Source organism: Nocardia sp. NPDC050406 (assembly GCF_044459025.1).
In the GTDB taxonomy this organism is placed as follows: domain Bacteria; phylum Actinomycetota; class Actinomycetes; order Mycobacteriales; family Mycobacteriaceae; genus Nocardia.
The window spans coordinates 461808-481934 of the sequence record NZ_JBITIM010000003.1 but is presented as its reverse complement, the minus strand read 5'-3'; the positions used below and the strand labels follow the sequence as shown (position 1 = coordinate 481934).

At 66.9% G+C, this 20127-nt stretch carries 27 protein-coding genes; 20 read left to right on the top strand and 7 right to left on the bottom strand.

Annotation, left to right across the window (positions count from 1 at the left end):
• Positions 1 to 4: 4 nt before the first annotated feature.
• Positions 5 to 1420, bottom strand: a complete 1416-nt coding sequence (locus tag ACIBH2_RS25670; protein ID WP_397121846.1) for an aldehyde dehydrogenase family protein — start codon at positions 1418 to 1420, stop codon at positions 5 to 7.
• Positions 1421 to 1776: 356 nt separating this feature from the next.
• Here ACIBH2_RS25670 and ACIBH2_RS25665 point away from each other — a divergent pair, with 356 nt between their 5' ends.
• Genes ACIBH2_RS25665 through ACIBH2_RS25655 form a run of 3 tightly spaced genes read left to right on the top strand, consistent with a single transcriptional unit; the run spans position 1777 to position 4408 of the window.
• Positions 1777 to 2766 (top strand): ATP-binding cassette domain-containing protein, encoded by a 990-nt coding sequence (locus tag ACIBH2_RS25665; protein ID WP_397121844.1) that lies wholly within the window; start codon positions 1777 to 1779, stop codon positions 2764 to 2766.
• Positions 2763 to 3557: an ABC transporter permease gene (locus ACIBH2_RS25660; protein ID WP_397121842.1), complete on the top strand. Its 795-nt coding sequence runs from the start codon at positions 2763 to 2765 to the stop codon at positions 3555 to 3557. Before ACIBH2_RS25665 ends, ACIBH2_RS25660 begins: the two co-directional genes overlap by 4 nt.
• Positions 3554 to 4408 carry an ABC transporter permease gene (locus ACIBH2_RS25655; protein ID WP_397121840.1) on the top strand — a complete coding sequence of 285 codons (855 nt, stop codon included), beginning with the start codon at positions 3554 to 3556 and terminating at the stop codon, positions 4406 to 4408. The genes ACIBH2_RS25660 and ACIBH2_RS25655 overlap by 4 nt, the downstream gene beginning before the upstream one ends.
• Positions 4409 to 4497: 89 nt before the next feature.
• Here the strand turns inward: ACIBH2_RS25655 and ACIBH2_RS25650 are convergent, their stop codons facing one another.
• Positions 4498 to 5196 carry a hypothetical protein gene (locus tag ACIBH2_RS25650; protein ID WP_397121838.1) on the bottom strand — a complete coding sequence of 233 codons (699 nt, stop codon included), beginning with the start codon at positions 5194 to 5196 and terminating at the stop codon, positions 4498 to 4500.
• Positions 5197 to 5337: 141 nt separating this feature from the next.
• Between ACIBH2_RS25650 and ACIBH2_RS25645 the strand changes: the two genes are divergently transcribed.
• Positions 5338 to 6366, top strand: a complete 1029-nt coding sequence (locus ACIBH2_RS25645) for an SDR family oxidoreductase (RefSeq protein WP_397121836.1) — start codon at positions 5338 to 5340, stop codon at positions 6364 to 6366.
• 9 nt (positions 6367 to 6375) lie between these two features.
• Here ACIBH2_RS25645 and ACIBH2_RS25640 read toward each other — a convergent pair whose 3' ends face one another.
• Positions 6376 to 7584: a lycopene cyclase family protein gene (locus tag ACIBH2_RS25640; RefSeq protein ID WP_397121834.1), complete on the bottom strand. Its 1209-nt coding sequence runs from the start codon at positions 7582 to 7584 to the stop codon at positions 6376 to 6378.
• Between the two features lie 86 nt (positions 7585 to 7670).
• Here ACIBH2_RS25640 and rpmI point away from each other — a divergent pair, with 86 nt between their 5' ends.
• Positions 7671 to 7865: a 50S ribosomal protein L35 gene (gene rpmI, locus ACIBH2_RS25635; RefSeq protein WP_397121832.1), complete on the top strand. Its 195-nt coding sequence runs from the start codon at positions 7671 to 7673 to the stop codon at positions 7863 to 7865.
• A gap of 14 nt (positions 7866 to 7879) precedes the next feature.
• Here the strand turns inward: rpmI and ACIBH2_RS25630 are convergent, their stop codons facing one another.
• On the bottom strand, positions 7880 to 8356 hold the full coding sequence (locus tag ACIBH2_RS25630; protein WP_397121829.1) for a hotdog fold domain-containing protein: 477 nt from the start codon (positions 8354 to 8356) through the stop codon (positions 7880 to 7882).
• A gap of 85 nt (positions 8357 to 8441) precedes the next feature.
• On the opposite strand from ACIBH2_RS25630, the gene ACIBH2_RS25625 reads away from it, so the two are divergent.
• The 13 genes from ACIBH2_RS25625 to ACIBH2_RS25565 all read left to right on the top strand — a co-directional run bounded on the left by ACIBH2_RS25625 (position 8442) and on the right by ACIBH2_RS25565 (position 15458).
• Entirely contained in the window at positions 8442 to 8879 is a 438-nt protein-coding gene (locus ACIBH2_RS25625) for a hypothetical protein (protein WP_397121827.1), read from the top strand.
• A gap of 423 nt (positions 8880 to 9302) precedes the next feature.
• Positions 9303 to 9608, top strand: coding sequence for a 30S ribosomal protein S10 (gene rpsJ / locus ACIBH2_RS25620; protein WP_003938093.1), 306 nt, complete (start codon positions 9303 to 9305; stop codon positions 9606 to 9608).
• A 14-nt stretch (positions 9609 to 9622) separates the two neighbouring features.
• Entirely contained in the window at positions 9623 to 10288 is a 666-nt protein-coding gene (gene rplC / locus ACIBH2_RS25615; protein WP_397121824.1) for a 50S ribosomal protein L3, read from the top strand.
• Positions 10285 to 10977 (top strand): 50S ribosomal protein L4, encoded by a 693-nt coding sequence (rplD, locus tag ACIBH2_RS25610; protein WP_397121822.1) that lies wholly within the window; start codon positions 10285 to 10287, stop codon positions 10975 to 10977. The genes rplC and rplD overlap by 4 nt, the downstream gene beginning before the upstream one ends.
• Positions 10974 to 11279, top strand: a complete 306-nt coding sequence (rplW, locus tag ACIBH2_RS25605; RefSeq protein ID WP_067833446.1) for a 50S ribosomal protein L23 — start codon at positions 10974 to 10976, stop codon at positions 11277 to 11279. Before rplD ends, rplW begins: the two co-directional genes overlap by 4 nt.
• Positions 11280 to 11312: 33 nt before the next feature.
• Positions 11313 to 12143 carry a 50S ribosomal protein L2 gene (rplB, locus tag ACIBH2_RS25600; protein WP_397121819.1) on the top strand — a complete coding sequence of 277 codons (831 nt, stop codon included), beginning with the start codon at positions 11313 to 11315 and terminating at the stop codon, positions 12141 to 12143.
• A 14-nt stretch (positions 12144 to 12157) separates the two neighbouring features.
• Complete coding sequence (gene rpsS / locus ACIBH2_RS25595; protein ID WP_019931198.1) at positions 12158 to 12439, top strand: 30S ribosomal protein S19; 282 nt, start codon at positions 12158 to 12160, stop codon at positions 12437 to 12439.
• Entirely contained in the window at positions 12436 to 12837 is a 402-nt protein-coding gene (rplV, locus tag ACIBH2_RS25590; protein WP_040804205.1) for a 50S ribosomal protein L22, read from the top strand. The genes rpsS and rplV overlap by 4 nt, the downstream gene beginning before the upstream one ends.
• Complete coding sequence (gene rpsC, locus ACIBH2_RS25585) at positions 12838 to 13644, top strand: 30S ribosomal protein S3 (RefSeq protein WP_397121815.1); 807 nt, start codon at positions 12838 to 12840, stop codon at positions 13642 to 13644.
• A gap of 3 nt (positions 13645 to 13647) precedes the next feature.
• Positions 13648 to 14064: a 50S ribosomal protein L16 gene (rplP, locus tag ACIBH2_RS25580; protein WP_397121812.1), complete on the top strand. Its 417-nt coding sequence runs from the start codon at positions 13648 to 13650 to the stop codon at positions 14062 to 14064.
• A complete protein-coding gene (gene rpmC, locus ACIBH2_RS25575; protein WP_397121810.1) occupies positions 14064 to 14303 on the top strand; it encodes a 50S ribosomal protein L29 in 240 nt (79 codons plus the stop codon). The genes rplP and rpmC overlap by 1 nt, the downstream gene beginning before the upstream one ends.
• Positions 14300 to 14596, top strand: a complete 297-nt coding sequence (rpsQ, locus tag ACIBH2_RS25570; protein WP_397121807.1) for a 30S ribosomal protein S17 — start codon at positions 14300 to 14302, stop codon at positions 14594 to 14596. Before rpmC ends, rpsQ begins: the two co-directional genes overlap by 4 nt.
• 340 nt (positions 14597 to 14936) lie before the next feature.
• Positions 14937 to 15458 carry a hypothetical protein gene (locus tag ACIBH2_RS25565; protein WP_397121805.1) on the top strand — a complete coding sequence of 174 codons (522 nt, stop codon included), beginning with the start codon at positions 14937 to 14939 and terminating at the stop codon, positions 15456 to 15458.
• A 220-nt stretch (positions 15459 to 15678) separates the two neighbouring features.
• On the opposite strand, the gene ACIBH2_RS25560 is transcribed toward ACIBH2_RS25565, so the two are convergent.
• Complete coding sequence (locus tag ACIBH2_RS25560; RefSeq protein ID WP_397121803.1) at positions 15679 to 16074, bottom strand: VOC family protein; 396 nt, start codon at positions 16072 to 16074, stop codon at positions 15679 to 15681.
• A 62-nt stretch (positions 16075 to 16136) separates the two neighbouring features.
• Positions 16137 to 16814: a TetR/AcrR family transcriptional regulator gene (locus tag ACIBH2_RS25555; RefSeq protein WP_397121801.1), complete on the bottom strand. Its 678-nt coding sequence runs from the start codon at positions 16812 to 16814 to the stop codon at positions 16137 to 16139.
• Between the two features lie 145 nt (positions 16815 to 16959).
• Here ACIBH2_RS25555 and ACIBH2_RS25550 point away from each other — a divergent pair, with 145 nt between their 5' ends.
• Positions 16960 to 19020 (top strand): CocE/NonD family hydrolase, encoded by a 2061-nt coding sequence (locus ACIBH2_RS25550; RefSeq protein WP_397121799.1) that lies wholly within the window; start codon positions 16960 to 16962, stop codon positions 19018 to 19020.
• A gap of 77 nt (positions 19021 to 19097) precedes the next feature.
• Here the strand turns inward: ACIBH2_RS25550 and ACIBH2_RS25545 are convergent, their stop codons facing one another.
• Positions 19098 to 19532 carry a pyridoxamine 5'-phosphate oxidase family protein gene (locus tag ACIBH2_RS25545; RefSeq protein ID WP_397121797.1) on the bottom strand — a complete coding sequence of 145 codons (435 nt, stop codon included), beginning with the start codon at positions 19530 to 19532 and terminating at the stop codon, positions 19098 to 19100.
• Positions 19533 to 19643: 111 nt separating this feature from the next.
• Between ACIBH2_RS25545 and ACIBH2_RS25540 the strand changes: the two genes are divergently transcribed.
• On the top strand, positions 19644 to 20096 hold the full coding sequence (locus ACIBH2_RS25540; protein WP_397121795.1) for an EXLDI protein: 453 nt from the start codon (positions 19644 to 19646) through the stop codon (positions 20094 to 20096).
• The last annotated feature ends 31 nt before the right edge of the window (positions 20097 to 20127 follow it).

The following is a 20127-nucleotide window of genomic DNA, read 5'->3' as shown; positions in this document are numbered from 1 at the left end:
TCCGTCAGACGCGGTGCCGCAGCCGAAACGCCATGCGCGCCAAGCGCAGATGCTGCGGATGCCGCTCGAAGGTGGACTGCTCCACCGGATCGTGGCGGTGCTTCTCGGTAATGGTGAGCGGGCGCGCGAAGGCGCGCAGCAAGTTCTCGTCGCGGGTGCGCCCGGGGCCGTCGGTACCGTAGACGGGAGCCGAATTCACCGTCACCACAGCGGTATCCAGGCGTTCGGCGAACTCCGGCACACTGCGCACATCGCGGGTGAAGACGGCGGTGGACAGCCCGCGCCCCTTCAGCCGCTCGACGGCCTCGTCCATACTCGCCACCCTGTTCACCACGAGCACCGGACCCACGGCGTCACCGGTGAGCGCGAGACTGACCTCCGGCACCTCGGCGAGCACGATCGGCTCGATATACGGCTCGCGAATGGAATCGAGCCCGCCCACCACGGCCTTCCCGCCGCGGCTGAGCGCGTCCCGCACGTGACGGCGCACCACATCGGTCTGCGATTCCAGCGTCATGGGTCCGTAGGCGGCCCGCCGCTCCGCACCCGGCCGCAACCGCTTCGCCTGTGCCACAACCAATTCCAGGAACGGCTCGTAGACCGATTCGGCCACGTAGGCGACCTGGATGCCCGCCGGGTTCTGTCCGGCATTGGCCATGGCCCCGAACACCGCGGCCGCGGCGGCGTCGTCGAGCCGGGCATCCACCTGCACGACCATGGCCCCGCGCGCGCCCTGTTCGAGCAGCAGGGGAGTGGACGACTGGGCGCACAGGGCCGTCACCTCGCGCACCCCCGCGGGCGTACCGGTGTAGGAGATCTTGTCCAGCCGGGCCTTGCACAGCGCCGCGGCGGTCGAGCCGTCGCCGGTAACCACTTGCAGCACCGGCTGATTCGGTGCGAGCCGACTCCAACTGTCGGCCAGCCACGCGCCCACGCCCGGGGTGAGTTCACTCGGCTTGAACACCACGGTGTTCCCGGCCGCCATGGCGCAGGCGATGGCGTTCATGGAGCTGAGGACGGGATTGTGCCACGGTCCGAGAATGCCGACCACACCCAGCGGCAGGTAGCCCACCGAGGCCGTCCGACTGCGCCGGAATCGGCCGCTGGTACGCCGTCCGAGGGTCCGCTCGGCATGGCGCGCGGCCCAATTCAGCTGCTCCACCGCCGCGGTCACCTCGATGGCGGCATCCAGGCGGGGTTTGCCGGTCTCGGCGCTGATGAGGTCCACCAATTCCCGGGTGCCCCGGGCCACGCTGCGCTTCCAATCCAGCATCCAGCGCTTGCGTCCATCGAAACCTATTGCCGCCCACCACTGTTCGGCGGCATGGGCGGCGCGCACGGTGCGGGTGAGCTCCCCGGCTCCCATAATGGCGTAGTCGCCCACGACCTCGCCGGTGCGCGGATCGTAGGACGTCAGCACCTTGGGTCGGCCAGTTCCTCCCGTGTGCGCTGCCGTTCGCGGCTGCGCAGACTCGGCCATGGTCACCTCTCGCAGACCAGTGAATTGTCTCCCCGTACGCCAGACTATGGCCCGGTCGGCACGGCCGACAAGGTGCGGAAACCCACGCGGACCGGGCGGTCTGTGTCGGGACCAGCGGCTATCCGGGGACCGTGTGGTTTGTGACCAAGGACACAAGGGCCTCGGTCTACCCACCCGATGCTTTGCCGAAGCAACGGGAGAGCATCGGTCCCGCCGGTAACATCGCGCGGGGCGGAGGGGATCATCCCCACCGGAGGCGATTACCCGCGCCCGCCGCGGTCGACAGTGGAGAGTTGATGCCGAGCTTGGACAAACCGGATTCGCACACCCGCGCGGATACTGAATCGGCGGTATTCGTCGAGGACATCCGCAAATCCTTCGGCGATGTGCACGCCCTGCGAGGCGTCAGCTTCACCGCACCGCGCGGCAGCGTGCTCGGCATCCTGGGTCCCAACGGCGCGGGCAAGACCACCACCGTGAAGATCCTCTCCACTCTGCTGCGCCCCGACTCCGGCACCGCCGTGGTCGCCGGGCGCGATGTGCGCAAGGACCCGGCCGGGGTGCGCCGCTCCATCATGATGACCGGGCAGTACGCCGCCCTCGACGAAAACCTCTCGGGCGGCGAGAATCTGGAGCTCTTCGGCCGCCTCATGGGCCTGAGCCGCAAGGCCGCCCGCCAACGCGCCACCACCCTGCTCGAGGAATTCGACCTCGCCGACGCGGGACGGCGCGCGGTGCGCCACTACTCCGGCGGTATGCGCCGCCGCGTCGACATCGCGTGTGGGCTCGTGGTCAAACCCGAGGTGGTCTTCCTCGACGAACCCACCACCGGCCTCGACCCGCGCAGCCGCCAGGGCGTGTGGGATCTGGTGAACGCGCTCAAGACCCAGGGCATCACGGTGCTGCTCACCACGCAGTACCTCGAGGAAGCCGATGTGCTCAGCGACAACATCATCGTGATCGACAAGGGCACCGTCATCGCCGAGGGCACCGCCGACGAACTCAAGGAGAAGATCGGCGGCAGCTACTGCGAGGTGGTGCCGCTGGATCCGGGACAGCTCGCGCGGGTCGCGGAGGCGCTGGGCGATCTGGTGCCCGCGGCCGTGCGCGCGGAGCTCACCGGCGACCGTCTCTCGATTCCGGCCCCCGAGGGCGCGGACACCCTCGCCGAAGCGCTGCGCCGTCTCGACAAGGCCGGGCTGCGCCTCGCCGATATCGGGCTGCGGCGGCCCTCGCTCGACGACGTCTTCCTCTCGCTCACCGGACACACCGGCGGCCAGCCGTGACCGCTACCCAACTGTTCTCCGGCCTACCCGAGGCGAAGCCGTCGAGCTTCGCGCAGTGGCGGGCGCTGACCGGGCGCATCGTGTGGGTGATGGCGACCAAGGGCGAACTCGTGGTCGCGGTCATCACCCCGCTGGTGTTCACCCTCGGCTTCTACCTGCCGCTCAAATACATCATGCAGTTCCAGGGCATCGACTACGCGCAGTTCGTCATGCCGATCATCGTGCTGCAGACCATGTCCTTCACCATGATGTCGAATGCGCAGATGGCGGCGTTCGAGGCGCTGACGGGTCTCAACACCCGCATGCAGACCATGCCGATCGGCAAGCTGGTGCCGCTGCTCTCGCGCATCAGCGCCGGACTGGTGCGGTCGGTGACCTCGCTGGCGGCGGCGCTGGTCTGGGGTCATCTCATCGGCTTCCGGTTCGTGGCCGGATGGGATCAAGCGGTGCTGTTCTGCGCGTTCTCGCTCGCGGTCGGCACCGTATTGGCCATCGGCGCCGACGCTTTGGGCTCGCTCACCAAGAGCCCCGAAGCCCTGAGCCAGGCGCTCACCCTGCCGACGCTGGTGCTCGGCATGCTGTCGTGCGGGTTCGTACCCGAGGGCGGATTCCCGGCGTGGATCCGGCCCTTCGTCCGCAATCAGCCGATTTCGCAGTTCTCCTTCGCGCTGCGCGACATGGCCGACGGCGGGGTGATGTGGCAGGTGTTCTGGGTGCCCATGGTCTGGCTGATCGGATTGACGATCGCCTTCGTGCCATTGGCCGTGTGGGCGAGTGTGAGGCGGTCATGAGCACTGTCATGGAGAAGGCCACCGGTACCTGGGCGGGGCACGATCCCCTCCCGGAGGTGTCGCCGCAGCGTGAGAACTCGACCGCACTCTGGCTGCGGCAGAGTCTGATTCAGTGCAAGCGCCTGCTCATGGGCTGGGCGCGCGACCCCGCGACCACCATTCAGACGCTGGTCTATCCGGCGCTGACCCTGCTCATGTTCCGTGTGGTGCTGGGTGATTCGATCACCTCGGCCACCGGGGTGCCCAGCGTGTACGGGCAGGTGCCCATGGTCATCATCGTGGCGACCATGTCGGGTGCGGTGGTCAGTGCGCTCGGCTTCAAGACGGAGAAATCCACCGGCCTGCTCGGCCGCTTCTGGACCATGCCGATCCATCGCGCGGCCGGGCTCACGGGACGGCTGATGGCCGAGGCCGTCCGCGTGCTCGTCACCTCGCTGTTCGTGCTGGCCGTCGGCGTCGCCCTGGGGTTCCGGTTCTGGTACGGACCGTTCGCGTCGCTCGCGATGCTGCTGGTGCCGGTGCTGTTCGGCATGGCCTTCGCCATCATGGTGACCGCGCTGGCCACCATCTCCGAGGGCGTCATGCTGGTGAGCGTCATCGGCATCGTCACCAACCTGCTGATGTTCTTCAACACCGGCTTCGTGCCGGTGTTCGCCTACCCGGTGTGGTTGCAGGACGTGGTGCAGAACCAGCCCATGAGTTGTGCGATCGACGCCATGCGGGGGTTGGCCTACGACGGGCCGATCGTGGAGCCCGTGGTGAAGATCGTGGCGTGGTCGGTGGGGATGATCGTGGTGTTCGGGTGGCCTGCTATTCGGGGGTATCGGCGGGCGGCGGAGACTGGGGTGTAAGGGGAGCGTTAGGCCTACGCGGTCGAAAATCGCCCCGAGACAGCGAATTCCGCCCTCTCATAGCGATTTCCGACCGCTCAGGCCAATCCCTACTTGGCGTCCTTCACCTTCCGCACCGCATCCACGAAGAACTTCTCCGCCGCCACCTCGTCCAGGGTGTCACTCAGCGAGGTGACCCGCACCGCGACCGTGGTGCCGCGCAAGGTGGCCCACCCCGCATAGGTCGCGGTGGTCACCGGGGCGTCGGGGACGGTCGCCGTGGTCGCCGTGGCGGTCGAGTACGTGGCAATGGCATCGATCCCGTTCAGCGCCGCCGGTGGTTTGCGCATATCCACGGTGACCTCGGAATCCACTCGCTCGCCCTCGATCACGCTGTTGATGGACAGCTTCGGGCATTTGGCGTCCGCCTCGGCGAAGGTGCTCAGGTCGGTGGGCCGCGCCGCGACGAATTCGCTCAACACCGTGGTGTCGGCGACCACGGCGGCGACGGCGGAATCGCTCAGCGCCGCTTTGCTCGCCGCCTCCAGGTCGAGCTGCGGGCCCTTGCACTCCGCCGGGGTGATGGTGGAATCCGACTGCACCCCCGCGAAATCGGCCATGGATTCGCGGAGCTGGTCGTCGGGGATGCTCACCTTCTTCGCTCCGGCCGGTAGCTCGGAACCCGTCAGTACCAATTGGTCGGGGGGAGTGCTCGGGGCCGCGTCCGTCGTGGCGGTCGAGTCACCGCATCCCGTCGCCAGCAAACTCGCGCACACGGCCGATACGGTCATCAGAGTCCGAAAGTTCACGCGCACAGCATGCCGTGAGTTTTCCGTCGAAAGGGCGCATTCCGCGCTCCCCGCCTGATTCCGGCGATTCCCACGTCGGATATGCCCGACTCGAGAGGATGCGCGGGCGGAGTGTGGCATGGCTCACGCTATGGTGACCCCATGGCTTACCTGGTTACCGGGGCCACCGGGTTCATCGGTCGATTCCTCGTACCGGAACTGTTGAAACATGGCGAACAGGTGTGGGTGCTGGTGCGGCCCGGCGAGGATTCGGTGCTGCGCTTCAACCGCTGCGTGCGCACCTGGGACGCCGGGGACCGCGTGCGCCCCGTCCGCGGCGATCTGAGCGCGCCCGGCGTGGGGATCGACCCGAGCTGGGTTGCGGCACAGCGCGGTTCGATCGAGCACGTCTTCCATCTGGCGGGCGGGTACGACGCGACGGGTTCCGGCGGCGGGACGCGGCGGGTGGCGGAGCTGGCCGGGGAGTTGGGGGCCGGTGCGCTGCACCATGTTTCGAATGTGGCGGTGGCCGGTGACTGGGAGGGCATGTACACCGAGGACATGTTCGACGTCGGGCAGGTCCTGGCGACGCCGTGGCAACGGTCGCTGCTGGAGGCCGAGCGGGCGGTGCGGGAGCACTGCTCCGTGCCGTGGCGCGTGTACCGCCCGTCCATCGTGATCGGGCACTCCCGCACCGGTGAGATCGACCGCGTCGAGGGCCCGTACTACTTCTTCCGGCTGCTGCGCATGGCCGCGCAACTCCCGCGCATCCTCCCGGTGATCGCCCCCAAACTCGGCGAAACCAATATGGTGCCGGTCGATTTCGTGGCGCGCGCCCTGGACCACATCGCCCATCAGGACACCGCGAGCGGCGCCACCTACCACCTCGTGGACTCCCGCCGCCAAAGCGTCGCCGACGCCCTCAACCTCTTCGCCGACGAGGCGGGCGCGCCGCATCTCGTCGAGGTCATGCCCAAACAGACCCTCGACATGACGCTGCGCGTGCCGGGTGTGGGCCGGGTGCTCCGTCAGATCGGCGTACCCACCGAGATCATCGAACACAGCGAGTTCACCTGCTGGTTCGACTCCCGCCACGCCTCCGCCGCCCTGGCGGGCACCGACATCAAGGTTCCCCCGCTGGCCGGTTACGCCCCGATCATCTGGAAGTACTGGATCGAGAACTGGGTCTGACGGGTGGCGCTAGGTGTGGTCGATCTCCCGAATGGCGTCCGCGACCTCCTCGGGGCGGCCGAAATCGTAGTCCACCCAGCGGTTTCGGTTGGTCCAGCCGACCAGGTCGTAGCGCCAGCGGAAGGGCCAGGTCTGGGCGACGGTCATGAACAGGGACGCGCCGAGGGCGGTGTAGTCGTCGTGGGCGGAGAGCAGGGCGCGCTGTTGGCGGGGCGGGCGGGTGAAGAAGGCGTCGAACATGGCCTTGGACTGTTCGGTGGTGAGGCGGCCCAGGCCGTAGACGCCGCGCATGCGCATCCAGTAGACGAGCCGGGCCTGCCACGGCCACAGGGCCTCGATCGGGTCCTCGCCGCGCTGGAGCGCATCGAGGGCGGTGTCGACCTGCGAGAGCGAGTCGGCCACGCAGTATCCGGTGATGGGGTGCATCTGCCCGCCCCGGGAGCCGAAGGGAATCACCTGGCCGAGACCGGCTTTGGGCGGATGATCGTCCAGCGGATAGTGCGCCGCCTCGCTGGGCTCGTCCCCGCGTAGTCGAATCCCGTGTGCCGCAAGCCGATTCAAGGTGCGCCGCCGCAGCTCATGCTGCGGCATGCCGCCGCGCAGACCGAGGCTGGTCTCCTCGAAGATCACCGTGCCGTCGCCGAGCGGCACCGCGTACAGGAACGACGGCGGCTCGTCGGGCCCCGCCCCGTTCTCGTCGCGCCAATCCAGCATGAGCCCCTCACCGGGCTTCACCATCGGCGCGGCGATCTCCTCGTCCACGAAGATCCCGTGCGCGCTGGCGGTGCGCCGCCGCCCCGGCGACGCCTGGCCCCGTGCGTCGAACACCGCCGCGGCCCGAATCTGGGTCCCATCCGCCAGCTCGACCCGATGGGCCTCGACAACGCGCGCCCGCGCCGCGATCACCCGCGCGTCGTCGAGCGGCAGCGCATCCCACAACCCCCGCTTGGACAACACGCAGTAGGGCCGCCGAATGACGTGCTCCTGCTTGGTCCACACCACCGGCGCGTCGATCCGGCTGGCGATCGCACTGTGTGACAACCACTCCGGCAGCTCGTCGACCCAACACGAATAGGTCGGCACCCACAACCGCTCCGGCCGCGGATCCACCGCCACCACGGTCAACCCGGCCCGCATCGCCCGATGCGCCAACGCCCGCCCCGTGGGGCCGAGCCCCACTACGCAAACGTCGACCGCGCCGTCAACCCCACCACTCATACTTCGCATTCAAACACCCCGTCTCACTCCCGCACTACCCTGGGTGTATCCACACCACGTCCGGCGCTCCAGGGACGGTGAGCTCAGTGCCGAAGAACAAGTCGCACAAAGGCATTTCGAAGCGGGTGAAGGTGACGGGGACGGGGAAGTTGCGGCGGGCCCGCGCCAACAAGAACCACATGTTGGAGAAGAAGTCCTCGCGGCGGACGCGGCGGCTGAACATGGAGGACGACTTCTCCAAGGCGGATACCAAGAAGGTCAAGCGGATGCTGGGGATGTAGCTCCCCGGCAAGCACTACTTCGGAGTCACCCACGTGGTGATATCGGCGTGCACGACCTCCAGGCCGCTCTTGTCGTAGATCGAGACGGGGACGACCAGTTCGGTGCCCTCGGTGATCTCCTCGAAGTTCGGCACCTCCGGCAGCTTCGCCACCGCGCGCAACCCCGAATTCGCCTTCGCCAGGTACTGCACGTTCATGGCCTTCGGAATCCAGCGGTGCGTACCGGGCACGGTCGCCTCACTGAGCATCCCCATGGCCACCTCGGCGAGATTGCACGCCGCGATGGCGTGAAAAGTGCTCAGGTGGTTGTGAATTCCGAACCACTTGGGCGCGGTCACCTCGCACAGACCCGGCTCCAGGCGCACCACGGTGGGCAGCACCGTCCCGAAGTACGGCACCCGCGCGACCATGCCGAGGGAGAACAGGGTGTGGCCCAAGCGGTTGTCGGGCAGCTTCTTCCAGCCGCGGTAGGTGGCGGTCTCTTTCGTCATGGCTCGTATCTTACTCGGAAGTAAGTTTCCCGTTGGTGCGGCGCTGGCATACTGAGCCGTCGTGTGGGGGAAGTGGTTCAAAAGAATGTTCAACGGCTCGGAACATCGCCGCGGGTTCTGGCGGAGGTTCGGCATCGTCGTGCTGTTGCTGACCTGCATTGCCGCACCGGCCTCGTACGCGAGCACCAAGACCTATTTCCTGGGTGAGAAGGTCTCGGCTCAGATCTCCGAATGCCACTGGAACAGCGGCGGCCGGAAAAGCCGCGGTAGCACCGTGTGCACCGGCACCTGGGTCCTGAAGAACGGCGCCAAAGGTTCCGGCGTCCTGCGCGGTATCGAGCAGCGGTACCCCGCCCAGGTCACGGTCCGCGCCACGGCGAAGCACGCCATCGCGGACAATGGCCCGTGGGCACCGGCGACCTTCACGGTCGGCGTACTCGCCATCATCGCGACGGTGTGGCTCGCGGTCAGGTGGTTGCGGCGTCGTCTGACGCGCGACGAGGTGGACCTACCGGTCCGATAGGTGTGACCAGCGCCATCGCGCGCGCTCCGGGGGAGGGGCGATTTGAATCCGCCCCGACGCTCGAGGCATACTGTTCGGGTTGCCTGCACGGGCCTGCGTCTGTTCTGTGGAATTGCGCTGGTGGTTGCGGGTGAGCAAGACCCAATCGAGTACCTGGCCGACTGCGGCCCGGGTACGTCCGGGACACCGTTCCGAGGCCATGAAGGATTTCATCCGGGGCCGGAGAATGAGCGAAAAGGCGACACGCCCGACCGCGTGGACCGGAAGAACCATGACAGATGAACAGCGGTGACGGAGCGGGGCGAGCCCCGGTCGAGATGTTGGTCGCTGATGCGTCTTCGTGTGTTCGGGCTGTGCAAATGAGGGTGTCTCGGGAGTGAAAGCTCCTGGGGCACAACGCAAGCGGAGAAAAGGACACTCAGCGTGGCGGGACAGAAGATCCGCATCAGGCTCAAGGCCTACGACCATGAGGCGATCGACGCGTCTGCGCGCAAGATCGTCGAGACGGTGACCCGCACCGGCGCACGTGTCGTCGGTCCGGTGCCGTTGCCGACCGAGAAGAACGTGTACTGCGTCATCCGTTCGCCGCACAAGTACAAGGACTCGCGCGAACACTTCGAGATGCGTACGCACAAGCGGCTGATCGACATCCTCGACCCGACGCCGAAGACGGTGGACGCTCTCATGCGCATCGATCTTCCGGCCAGCGTCGACGTCAACATTCAGTGACGGGGACTTCAGATATGACTGACAACAAGAGCCGCCCGGCAGCGGGCATCCTGGGCACCAAGCTCGGCATGACCCAGGTCTTCGACGAGAAGAACCGCGTCGTTCCGGTGACCGTCATCAAGGCTGGTCCCAACGTCGTGACCCAGATCCGTACCGTGGAGCGCGACGGCTACTCGGCCGTCCAGATCGCCTACGGCGCGATCGACCCGCGCAAGGTGAACAAGCCGATCTCCGGCCAGTTCGCCAAGGCCGGTGTCACCCCGCGCCGCCACATCACGGAGATCCGCGTCGCCGACGCGTCCACCTTCGAGATCGGCCAGGAGCTCTCCGCCGACGTGTTCGAAGAGGGCACCTACGTCGACGTGACCGGCACCTCCAAGGGCAAGGGCTTCGCGGGCACCATGAAGCGCCACGGCTTCCGTGGCCAGGGCGCCTCGCACGGTGCGCAGGCCGTGCACCGTCGTCCGGGCTCCATCGGTGGTTGCTCCACCCCGGGCCGCGTGTTCAAGGGCATGCGCATGTCCGGCCGGATGGGTAACGACCGCGTCACCACGCAGAACCTCTCGGTCCACAAGGTGGACGCCGAGAACGGTCTGCTGCTGATCAAGGGCGCGATCCCGGGCCGCACCGGCGGCGTCGTGATCGTCAAGAGTGCAGTGAAGGGTGGTGCCCGGGCATGAGCGCGGTGAGCACTAAGAAGGTCGAAGAGACCAAGACCAACCTGACGCTCCCGGTCAAGGCCGCGGGCGGCAAGACCGAGGGCACCGTCGAGCTCCCCGCGGAGATCTTCGACGCGACCGCCAATATCGCGCTGATGCACCAGGTCGTCGTGGCCCAGCAGGCCGCGGCTCGCCAGGGCACGCACGCCACCAAGACCCGCGGCGACGTCCGCGGCGGTGGCAAGAAGCCGTACCGCCAGAAGGGCACCGGCCGCGCCCGTCAGGGTTCGACCCGCGCCCCGCAGTTCGCCGGTGGTGGCACCGTGCACGGCCCGCAGCCGCGCGACTACACCCAGCGTCTGCCCAAGAAGATGAAGGCCGCCGCGCTGCGTGGCGCCCTCTCGGACCGGGCCCGCAACGAGCGCATCCACGTGATCACCGAACTGGTCGCGGGTCAGACCCCGTCCACCAAGGTGGCCAAGAACTTCCTCGCCGAGCTGTCCGACCGGAAGAACTTCCTGGTCGTCGTCGGCCGTGAGGATCTCGCCGCGTGGAAGAGCGTCGCGAACCTGCAGAACGTGCACCCGATCGCTCCCGATCAGCTGAACACCTACGACGTCCTGAAGAGCGACGAGGTCGTGTTCTCCGTCGAGGCGCTCAACGCCTTCGTGCACGGCCCTGCCGAAGCTGCACAGGAGGAGAGCAAGTGACCACGATCGCCGACCCCCGCGACATTTTGCTGGCGCCGGTCATCTCCGAGAAGTCCTACGGGCTGATCGAGGAAGGCACCTACACCTTCGTGGTGCACCCGGACTCCAACAAGACGCAGATCAAGATCGCCGTCGAGAAGGTTTTCGGCGTGAAGGTGACCAGCGTCAATACCGCCAACCGTCAGGGCAAGCGCAAGCGGACCCGCTTCGGTTACGGCAAGCGCAAGAACACCAAGCGCGCGCTCGTGACCATCTCGGCCGACAGCAAGCCCATCGAGATCTTCGGAGGCCCGGTCGCGTAAGCGCCTGGGAATCCAGAAAGCAGAGAAGAACTCATGGCAATCCGTAAGTACAAGCCGACGACCCCGGGTCGCCGCGGTGCTTCGGTCTCGGACTTCGCCGAGATCACCCGCTCGACCCCCGAGAAGTCGCTGCTGCGTCCGCTCACCAAGTCCGGTGGTCGTAACGCCCACGGCCGGATCACCACCCGGCACCGTGGTGGCGGCCACAAGCGCGCCTACCGTCTGATCGACTTCCGTCGACTGGACAAGGACGGCATCCCGGCCAAGGTCGCGCACATCGAGTACGACCCCAACCGGACCGCGAACATCGCCCTGCTGCACTACGCGGACGGCGAGAAGCGCTACATCATCGCGCCCAAGGGCATCGCCCAGGGCACGAAGATCGAGTCCGGCACCGGCGCCGACATCAAGCCCGGCAACAACCTGCCGCTGCGCTCGATCCCGACCGGTACCACCATCCACGCGGTGGAGCTGCGTCCGGGTGGCGGCGCCAAGCTGGCGCGTGCCGCCGGTATGAGCATCCAGCTGCTGGGTAAGGAAGGCGCCTACGCCGTCCTGCGTATGCCCTCCGGCGAGATCCGTCGCGTCGATGTGCGCTGCCGCGCCACCATCGGCGAGGTCGGCAATGCCGAGCAGTCGAACATCAACTGGGGCAAGGCCGGTCGCATGCGCTGGAAGGGCATCCGCCCGACCGTGCGTGGTGTGGTCATGAACCCGGTCGACCACCCGCATGGTGGTGGTGAGGGCAAGACCTCCGGTGGTCGCCACCCGGTCTCGCCGTGGGGCCAGCCCGAGGGCCGTACCCGCAAGCCCAACCGTCCGAGCGACAAGCTCATCGTCCGCCGCCGCGGCAAGAAGCGTTAAGGAGGAGGTTAGACATGCCACGTAGCCTGAAGAAGGGCCCGTTCGTCGACGAACACCTCCTCAAGAAGGTGGACGTCCAGAACGAGAAGGGCACGAAGCAGGTCATCAAGACCTGGTCGCGTCGTTCCACCATCATCCCGGATTTCATCGGCCACACGTTCTCGGTCCACGACGGCCGCAAGCACGTGCCGGTGTTCGTGTCCGAGAACATGGTTGGACACAAGCTCGGTGAATTCGCGCCGACTCGTACGTTCAAGAGCCACGTCAAGGAAGATCGGAAGAGCAAGCGGCGATGAGCACTGAAACTCAGAACCCGACCGCGCGCGCGACCGCCAAGCACGTTCGCGTCACGCCGATGAAGGCTCGCCGCGTCGTGGACATGGTCCGTGGCCAGCGGGTCGAGGATGCGCTGAACATCCTGAAGTTCGCGCCGCAGGCCGCGAGCGAGCCGGTCGCGAAGGTGGTGGCCTCGGCCGCCGCCAACGCCGAGAACAACCTCGGCCTGAACCCGGCCACGCTGGTCATCTCGACCGCGTATGTCGACGAGGGCGCGACCATGAAGCGTTTCCAGCCGCGGGCCCAGGGCCGTGCGTTCCGGATTCGCAAGCGCACCAGCCACATCACCATCGAGGTCGAGAGCGTGCCCACCGCTGGCGCTGCCACTCGTAGCCGCCGGAAGGGAGGGGCAAAGTAAATGGGACAGAAAATCAATCCCCATGGCTTCCGCCTCGGTATCACCACCGACTGGAAGTCGCGTTGGTACGCGGACAAGCAGTACGCGGACTACGTGAAGGAAGACGTCGCGATCCGCAAGCTCCTCGCCACGGGCATGGAGCGGGCCGGTATCTCGAAGGTCGAGATCGAGCGCACCCGTGACCGTGTGCGTGTGGATATCCACACCGCGCGTCCGGGCATCGTGATCGGCCGTCGCGGCGCGGAGGCCGACCGCATCCGCGCCGAGCTGGAGAAGCTCACCAAGAAGCAGGTTCAGCTGAACATCCTCGAGGTCAAGAACCCCGAGTCGGATGCGCAGCTGGTTGCCCAGGGTGTGGCCGAGCAGCTGTCGAACCGTGTGGCGTTCCGTCGCGCGATGCGCAAGGCCATTCAGTCGGCCATGCGTTCGCCGAACGTCAAGGGCATCCGTGTGCAGTGCTCCGGCCGTCTCGGCGGCGCGGAAATGTCGCGCTCGGAGTTCTACCGCGAGGGTCGCGTGCCGCTGCACACCCTGCGTGCGGACATCGACTACGGCCTGTACGAGGCGAAGACCACCTTCGGCCGCATCGGCGTGAAGGTCTGGATCTACAAGGGCGACATCGTCGGCGGCAAGCGTGAGGTCACCGCGACCGCCGCGCCGTCGGGTGATCGTCGCGAGCGTCGTGAGCGGCCGAGCCGTCCGCGCCGTTCCGGTGCCCAGGGCACCACCGCGACCAGCACGGAGGCCGGGCGTCAGGGCACCGCTACCGCGGTGGCCGAGGCTCCGGCAGAGAATCAGGAGGGCTGACCAATGCTGATGCCCCGCAAGGTCAAGCACCGGAAGCAGCATCACCCCGGTCGCTCTGGCATGGCCAAGGGCGGCACCTCGGTTGCGTTCGGCGAGTACGGCATCCAGGCTCTGGAGCCCGCCTACGTCACCAACCGGCAGATCGAGTCGGCGCGTATCGCGATGACCCGCCACATCAAGCGTGGCGGCAAGGTCTGGATCAACATCTACCCGGACCGCCCGCTCACCAAGAAGCCCGCCGAGACCCGCATGGGTTCCGGTAAGGGTTCGCCGGAGTGGTGGGTCGCGAACGTGAAGCCCGGTCGGGTCATGTTCGAGTTGTCTTACCCCAATGAGGAGACCGCTCGCGAGGCGCTGCGCCGCGCGATGCACAAGCTCCCGATGAAGTGCAGGATCGTGACGAGGGAGGAGCAGTTCTGATGGCTACCGCTAATCCGGCCGCAGAGCTCCGCGAGCTGTCCGAAGAAGAGCTCGTCGCGAAGCTGCGCGAAAGCAAGGAAGAGCTGTTCAACCTGCGCTTCCAGATGGCGACGGGCCAGTTGCAGAACAACCGTCGCCTGCGTGTGGTCCGTCATGAGATCGCGCGCATCTACACGGTCATGCGTGAGCGCGAGCTCGGCCTGGCCTCCGGTCCTGAAGGCAAGGGAGACGCCGCATGAGCGACGTAAAGGGCCCGGCCAAGACGCCGGCCAAGCAGGAGGAGCGTGGCTCGCGCAAGGTGCGCATCGGCTACGTCGTCTCCGACAAGATGAACAAGACCATCGTGGTCGAGCTGGAAGATCGCGTGAAGCACAAGCTTTACGGCAAGATCATCCGCACCACCTCGAAGGTGAAGGCCCACGACGAGAACGAGATCGCCGGTGTCGGCGACCGCGTGCAGCTGATGGAGACCCGTCCGCTGTCGGCCACCAAGCGGTGGCGGCTGGTCGAGGTCCTGGAGAAGGCCAAGTAAGCCCACTCCACGGCTGACAAGTCGAACCACGAAGGCCCGCTTCCTCCCCGGAAGCGGGCCTTCGTGCGTTCACGGCACTCCAAGCACGCCTGGCGGGCGCGGCATCCCGCCCAGTCCGAAGCGTCGGCCGATCGTCTGGGACGCGACACCGGCCTCCTCGCTTCGTCTGTGCCCCAGTGTGGGAAGTTCTTGTCGCACAGGGGGAGTCGTGTCGCGTAGGTCTCTCGTACACCGGTTTCGGTATTGGCGCGAGCGGGCTTGTTCGCGCTACCGTTGATGCGCTATGAGGGATGCTGTGACAACGACTTCGGGTGCTTGGCGGACGAGTGATGGTGCGGCGGTGTCGTTTCGCGATGCCGCGATCGCGTGGTCGTTGGCCGCGCACGAGGTGCTCGTCGAAACCGCTTCCACCTACGGGCATTTCATTACCGTGACCGAACTGGCCGAGCGCGTGCAGGACATGTCCGGCGTGCACACCAATGCGCCGACCCGCACCTGGATGGACGCCATCCTGCGCAAGGTCGCGCGGCGCTGCCACGGTGCGGGCGAACCGCCGCTGACGGCGCTGTGCGTCAACCGCAATCACAAGGTCGGCGACATCTACAAGTACGTGCTGGAACTCGCGGCCCTGCCGATTCCGGACGATCTCGAACTGCACGCGGGGTACGCGCGCTGGCAGTGCTACGCCACCTACGCCGCCGATGTCCCCGCCGAGCCCGGCGTCCCCCCGCTCACCCCGAAGGTCGCCGCCGCCCGCGGTGTCGCCGCCGCGGCCGAGGCCAAGCCGGAGCAGACCCGCGTGGCCCTGTGCTCGGAATGCTTCACCCAGCTGCCCGCCAACGGAGTCTGCTACTACTGCTGACGCGGGATCGCCACTCCCACCCTCACATTGAGGTAGTCGCCTACTCGCGCCACCCCCCTCCGCCCGGCCTACCGTGACTTCGGCAAGATCGACACGGTCACATCGGGGATGGGGAGCGCAATGCGAATGGCACACCGGCTGCAATGCTTCGCGAAATCACCGGACCTGCCGCCACAGTCCGAGGCACCCCGCACCCCACCGCCCCGCCGACCGTCGCCGATCAGACGTCCTTGTGGCAGACGCCCTCCAGCATGATGCCGTCGTAGCCGGTCCAGAAGGTGGCATAGTACGGCGGCGGGTACTGCGGGAACTCCCGCGGGGGATGGATGATCTCGTCGCCGCGCGCGCTCGCCCAGGCGTGGACGCGGTCCACGGCGGCGCGCGTGCGCAGCATGAAGGCCAAGTGCTGGAGCCCGGGGCGGGAGCGCTGGTATCCGGGTGCACCGGCGGGATAGAAGAACAGGTAGGTGCCGACCTTGCCGCCCGCCGGTCGATAGGCGAATTCGGTGTCGGAGGCGAACAGCGGTTCGTAGTCGAGCAGCGGCATCAGATCGTCGTAATACGTTCGCGCACTGGCGAGATCGGTGACATTGATGCCCAGATGTCCGAGAGGCATCCTCGGAATGTAGACCACCGACGGCCGCGAAGCTCGTCTCCGGTGGCTGCCGGGTGTCCGGCCTACGCGCCGTCGACCGAAGCCGTCCAGTCAGGAACCCCGAACAGCGCCAAGGTGATCTGATAGAGGTGCGGGGTCAGGCCGGGGAGGGCCTGCGGACCGGGCCCCTGGAGGCAGTCGCGAATCCGGTCGTCGATGGCTCCGATGAGCGCGTCGAAGACGTGGTCGGGCACCTCGGCCGGGATGTCCCCGGTGCCGCGCCCGATCCAGAAGGCCGCCCGCATGCGTTGTGCCAGTACCGCTTTCATCTCCCGGCGCTGGCGAGCCACCGCGGGCCCGGCGGCGAGCGCCTCGATGTGCAGGGCGATGGCGCAGAAGGCATTGTCCGCCAGCGCGCGCAGATATTCGGCGAGCGTGGTGCGGATCAAGGCGCGCCACTCGGTGTGCGGGGTGGTGGCGATGCTCGCGTCGAGTTGTGCGACAACGAGTTCCACCGCGGCCTCGAACGCGGCGAGGAAGCAGTCGTCGCGATCGCGGAACTGCTGATAGAAGGTGCGCCGCGAGACGGCGGCGCGGGCGACGATATCGGCGACGGTGGTGGCGGTGTAGCCGCGTTCGGCCACGGCCTCCAGCACGCCGATGTACATGCGCATCCGCTGTGAATGGGCGACGTCCGCCGGATCCATCCCGTGGGTGCCGCGCGGCAGCCGCGCGCGGTCGATCCCGGCTTCCAGTCCCATACCCCGAGCATAGTGATCGCCATCATGTGAGCTAGGGCACAATATCTGCGAAACTGTGACCCAGACAGGCATGATCACCACCATGGGTACGCCAATGTTTCTAAGCCTGGGTGCGTCACGGCGGTCCAGCGGGGAGGGTTCGGAAATGCTCGTGAGAGTTCGTCGTGGCCTGGTGCGGGCCGGTATCGCGGCCATCGCGCTGGCCATGATCACCCTGGCGGTGACGCCGATGTCGGCGTCCGCGCAGACCCCGCCCGACGGCGGCCACCTGGGACAGCAGTGGACCGCCAAGCACGACGGCCCCGCCCAGTACCCGGGCCGCTATCCGGGTGAGGTGCACATCGACTTCGACGTGCCCATCACCATGAGCGACGGAACGGTGTTGAAGGGCAACGTCTATCGCCCGGTCGACGCGAACGGCAACCCGGTGACCACGCCGCTGCCCACGATCGTGAACCTCACGCCGTACACCAAATTCGCCTCCTGGCTGGCCGATGTCGCGCTGTCGGTGCCGTGGCTGTCCGACGCCATGCTCGACCTGGTGAACCGGGTGGATCTGACCGGCACCCCGCTGGGCTCGGTCACCGACCTCACCCGCGTGCTGAGCGGCGGCGCCGCACGGACTTTCGGCGTCGACCGCCGACTGATCCAGCAGGGCTACACCCAGGTCGTCGTGGACACCCGCGGCACCGGCTACTCCCAGGGCTCCTGGCAGTTCTTCCAGCAGCGCGAAACCCAAGACACCGTCGAGGTCATCGACTGGGCGTCGAAACAGCCCTGGTCCGACGGCAATATCGGCATGAACGGCATCTCGTACTCGGGTATCAACCAGTACATGGTGGCGGCGCAGAATCCGCCCGCCTTGAAGGCGATCTTCCCGGTCGAGGGCAGTACCGACAAGATCGACGACGTGGCCGCGCCCGGTGGCGGTCTCGGCCTCTTCGCGCCGGTGTACATCCTCGGCGTCGACGCCCTCCAGTTCCTCGGCGATCCGGCCGCCATGCTCATGGGCCACCTCGACCTGAAGTGGCTGGTCGACCGCGTCACCAGTCCGGTCGAATTCCTCGACTACATGCTGATGGCCCTGGTGCCCGACGTGAACCTGCTGCCGGAGCCACTGCGCAAGGCCCTCGAGCCGGGAAGCGCACTGCGCGAGGGCTTCTCGGACAGCCATCCGGAGGACATCCGCGTTCCCACCTTCGCCTACGGCGGCTGGCAGGACATCTTCACCCCGTCCAGCGCCCTGAGTTTCGACAGCATTCCACTGTCGCCGACACAGAAGAAGCTGGTCATGGGCGACACCTATCACGCCAATCCCGGTTCCGGACTGGGCAATCCGGGGCAACCGCCGCGCCTGGACGTCTTGCAGATGGCCTGGTTCGACAAGTGGCTCAAGGGCATCGACAACGGCATCGACACCTACGGCCCGGTCGTGATGAAGCAGCAGGGCGGTGGCTGGGTCACCAAATCGGACTATCCGCTGGAGGGGCAGGAATATCAGCGCATGTACCTGTCTCCGGCGCGCAGCGGCACCGCGAACAGCGTCCATGACGGGTCATTGACCGCCGATGTCCCAGAAGGTAGCGCGCGCCTGACGGTGTCGCCCCTCCAGGGTCTGACCGCCCTGTGCTCCCGCGATGCCGCCGTCGAATCCGCCGGAGCCCTCTCCATCATCGAGGCCTGCGCCAAGGACGAGCGCATCCACGAACTCGGCGGGCTCACCTTCACCAGTGAGCCGGTCATCGAACCGACGACCATCTCGGGTCCGATCGCCGTGCACCTCAACACCGTGCACGACACCACCGAGGGTTACTGGGCCGTCACCGTCAACGATGTCGCCCCCGACGGGCGTTCGACCATGGTGGCCAGCGGTCAGCTCACCTCCTCGTTGCGGGCGATCGACGAGAGCAAGAGCACCAGGGAGGCCGACGGCGACTACACCGATATCACTTATCTGCTGACCCTGGATGCGCGCCAGCCGGTGGTGCCCGGCGAGCCGACGGTCCTCGACCTGGGCGTCAATCCGACCGACAGCGTGCTGCGACCCGGCCACCGCCTGCGCGTCGACGTCTACGCCAGCAACTTCCCGCGCGGCATGCTGCTGCCGCCGCTGCTGGTCGAAAGCCGAGGCGCGCCACAGCATCTCGTGCTCGACCCGAACGAGCCCAGCTACGTGAACCTGCCGCTGAGCCGCGCCATCGCGTAGGGTCCAGCGATCACGAAAGCCCGCCTCCGTTTCCGGGAGGCGGGCTTTCGCGCATTGTCAGCCAAAACCCCTGTGGCTCAGGTGAGTTCGCTCATATTGCCCAGATCGGCGGAGAGCCAGTGCTCGGGCCGCATGAACACCGCGACCTGTTCGCCGAGGGTCTCGGCGAATTTCAGGTAGGGGTCGACCTGCTCGGCGGGCAGATACCGCGAGGCCATTTCGCGGTGCATCTCATCGGTCATGGGCACGATCTGCGAAATGGGACCCTCGGCCGTCACGTAGCGGATGGACGGTTCCAGGACCTGCGCCATGAGGCTGAAGCGCCCGGCCGCCTCGAGCAGGCGCATCTTCTTGGACTCCTTTCCGGTGAGAATCCAGAGCTCGCTATTGGGTTCGTACTGGTACCAGATCGGCACGTTCAGCGGTGCCCGATCCGGTCCGGCGACCACGGCCAGTGCACCGATGTGCGGTTGGGCGAGAAATTCCTGTCGTTCTTTCAACGTCAGCGCCATGCGCTCCACGGTACGTCGTCGGCGCGGCGGCGGTGTGTCTCCCACCACTCTTGATTTATACGTATACGTCTACTTATAGTAGTCGCCAACGGCAGTGAAAAGAGGGAAAACATGTCCACAGACCTGCGCAAATCGGATTCCGTCACCGATGGCGAGTACACCGAATACGAACTCCGCATCGGCCCCGGCGGCGGCCGCCGCGAGCGGTTCGTCGGTCGCAAGATCGGCGCCGATCGGAAGTTCACCAAGAAGAGCTTCGCGGTCTTCACCGTCTACCAGGGCCGCACCGGCAAGTTCCTCGTCCACCGTCAAGAGTCCGATTGGGCGGGCGCGTCGCAGGTTGTCGCGAACTGGACACGGGGGGTCAAGAGCTGGCGCGATCTCGTCGACCTCGGCGAAGAGGGGTGGCGCGAACTCATCGATCTCGGTGAGGATGGGTGGGGAGAGTTCACGTCCGAGGTCGTGGATTCGATCGGGGAGTTGCGGGGGCGGGTGCCGGAGCGGTTGTACCGCACGGTAATCGACGTGGTCGGTAAGCCGTCCGTGCAGGTTCTCGATATCTGACCGGGGCACAACGGTTCTCGAAAGGACACAC

What these genes read in the sequence shown, in the direction of transcription:
- ACIBH2_RS25665 (WP_397121844.1), top strand. Translation starts at nt 1,777, where the DNA reads ATGCCGAGCTTGGACAAACCGGATTCGCACACCCGCGCGGATACTGAA.
- ACIBH2_RS25655 (WP_397121840.1), top strand. Translation starts at nt 3,554, where the DNA reads ATGAGCACTGTCATGGAGAAGGCCACCGGTACCTGGGCGGGGCACGAT.
- ACIBH2_RS25645 (WP_397121836.1), top strand. Translation starts at nt 5,338, where the DNA reads ATGGCTTACCTGGTTACCGGGGCCACCGGGTTCATCGGTCGATTCCTC.
- ACIBH2_RS25640 (WP_397121834.1), bottom strand. Translation starts at nt 7,584, where the DNA reads ATGAGTGGTGGGGTTGACGGCGCGGTCGACGTTTGCGTAGTGGGGCTC.
- ACIBH2_RS25630 (WP_397121829.1), bottom strand. Translation starts at nt 8,356, where the DNA reads ATGACGAAAGAGACCGCCACCTACCGCGGCTGGAAGAAGCTGCCCGAC.
- ACIBH2_RS25625 (WP_397121827.1), top strand. Translation starts at nt 8,442, where the DNA reads ATGTTCAACGGCTCGGAACATCGCCGCGGGTTCTGGCGGAGGTTCGGC.
- rplC (WP_397121824.1), top strand. Translation starts at nt 9,623, where the DNA reads ATGACTGACAACAAGAGCCGCCCGGCAGCGGGCATCCTGGGCACCAAG.
- rplD (WP_397121822.1), top strand. Translation starts at nt 10,285, where the DNA reads ATGAGCGCGGTGAGCACTAAGAAGGTCGAAGAGACCAAGACCAACCTG.
- rplB (WP_397121819.1), top strand. Translation starts at nt 11,313, where the DNA reads ATGGCAATCCGTAAGTACAAGCCGACGACCCCGGGTCGCCGCGGTGCT.
- rpsS (WP_019931198.1), top strand. Translation starts at nt 12,158, where the DNA reads ATGCCACGTAGCCTGAAGAAGGGCCCGTTCGTCGACGAACACCTCCTC.
- rplV (WP_040804205.1), top strand. Translation starts at nt 12,436, where the DNA reads ATGAGCACTGAAACTCAGAACCCGACCGCGCGCGCGACCGCCAAGCAC.
- rpsC (WP_397121815.1), top strand. Translation starts at nt 12,838, where the DNA reads ATGGGACAGAAAATCAATCCCCATGGCTTCCGCCTCGGTATCACCACC.
- rplP (WP_397121812.1), top strand. Translation starts at nt 13,648, where the DNA reads ATGCTGATGCCCCGCAAGGTCAAGCACCGGAAGCAGCATCACCCCGGT.
- rpmC (WP_397121810.1), top strand. Translation starts at nt 14,064, where the DNA reads ATGGCTACCGCTAATCCGGCCGCAGAGCTCCGCGAGCTGTCCGAAGAA.
- rpsQ (WP_397121807.1), top strand. Translation starts at nt 14,300, where the DNA reads ATGAGCGACGTAAAGGGCCCGGCCAAGACGCCGGCCAAGCAGGAGGAG.
- ACIBH2_RS25560 (WP_397121803.1), bottom strand. Translation starts at nt 16,074, where the DNA reads ATGCCTCTCGGACATCTGGGCATCAATGTCACCGATCTCGCCAGTGCG.
- ACIBH2_RS25555 (WP_397121801.1), bottom strand. Translation starts at nt 16,814, where the DNA reads ATGGGACTGGAAGCCGGGATCGACCGCGCGCGGCTGCCGCGCGGCACC.
- ACIBH2_RS25550 (WP_397121799.1), top strand. Translation starts at nt 16,960, where the DNA reads ATGCTCGTGAGAGTTCGTCGTGGCCTGGTGCGGGCCGGTATCGCGGCC.
- ACIBH2_RS25545 (WP_397121797.1), bottom strand. Translation starts at nt 19,532, where the DNA reads ATGGCGCTGACGTTGAAAGAACGACAGGAATTTCTCGCCCAACCGCAC.
- ACIBH2_RS25540 (WP_397121795.1), top strand. Translation starts at nt 19,644, where the DNA reads ATGTCCACAGACCTGCGCAAATCGGATTCCGTCACCGATGGCGAGTAC.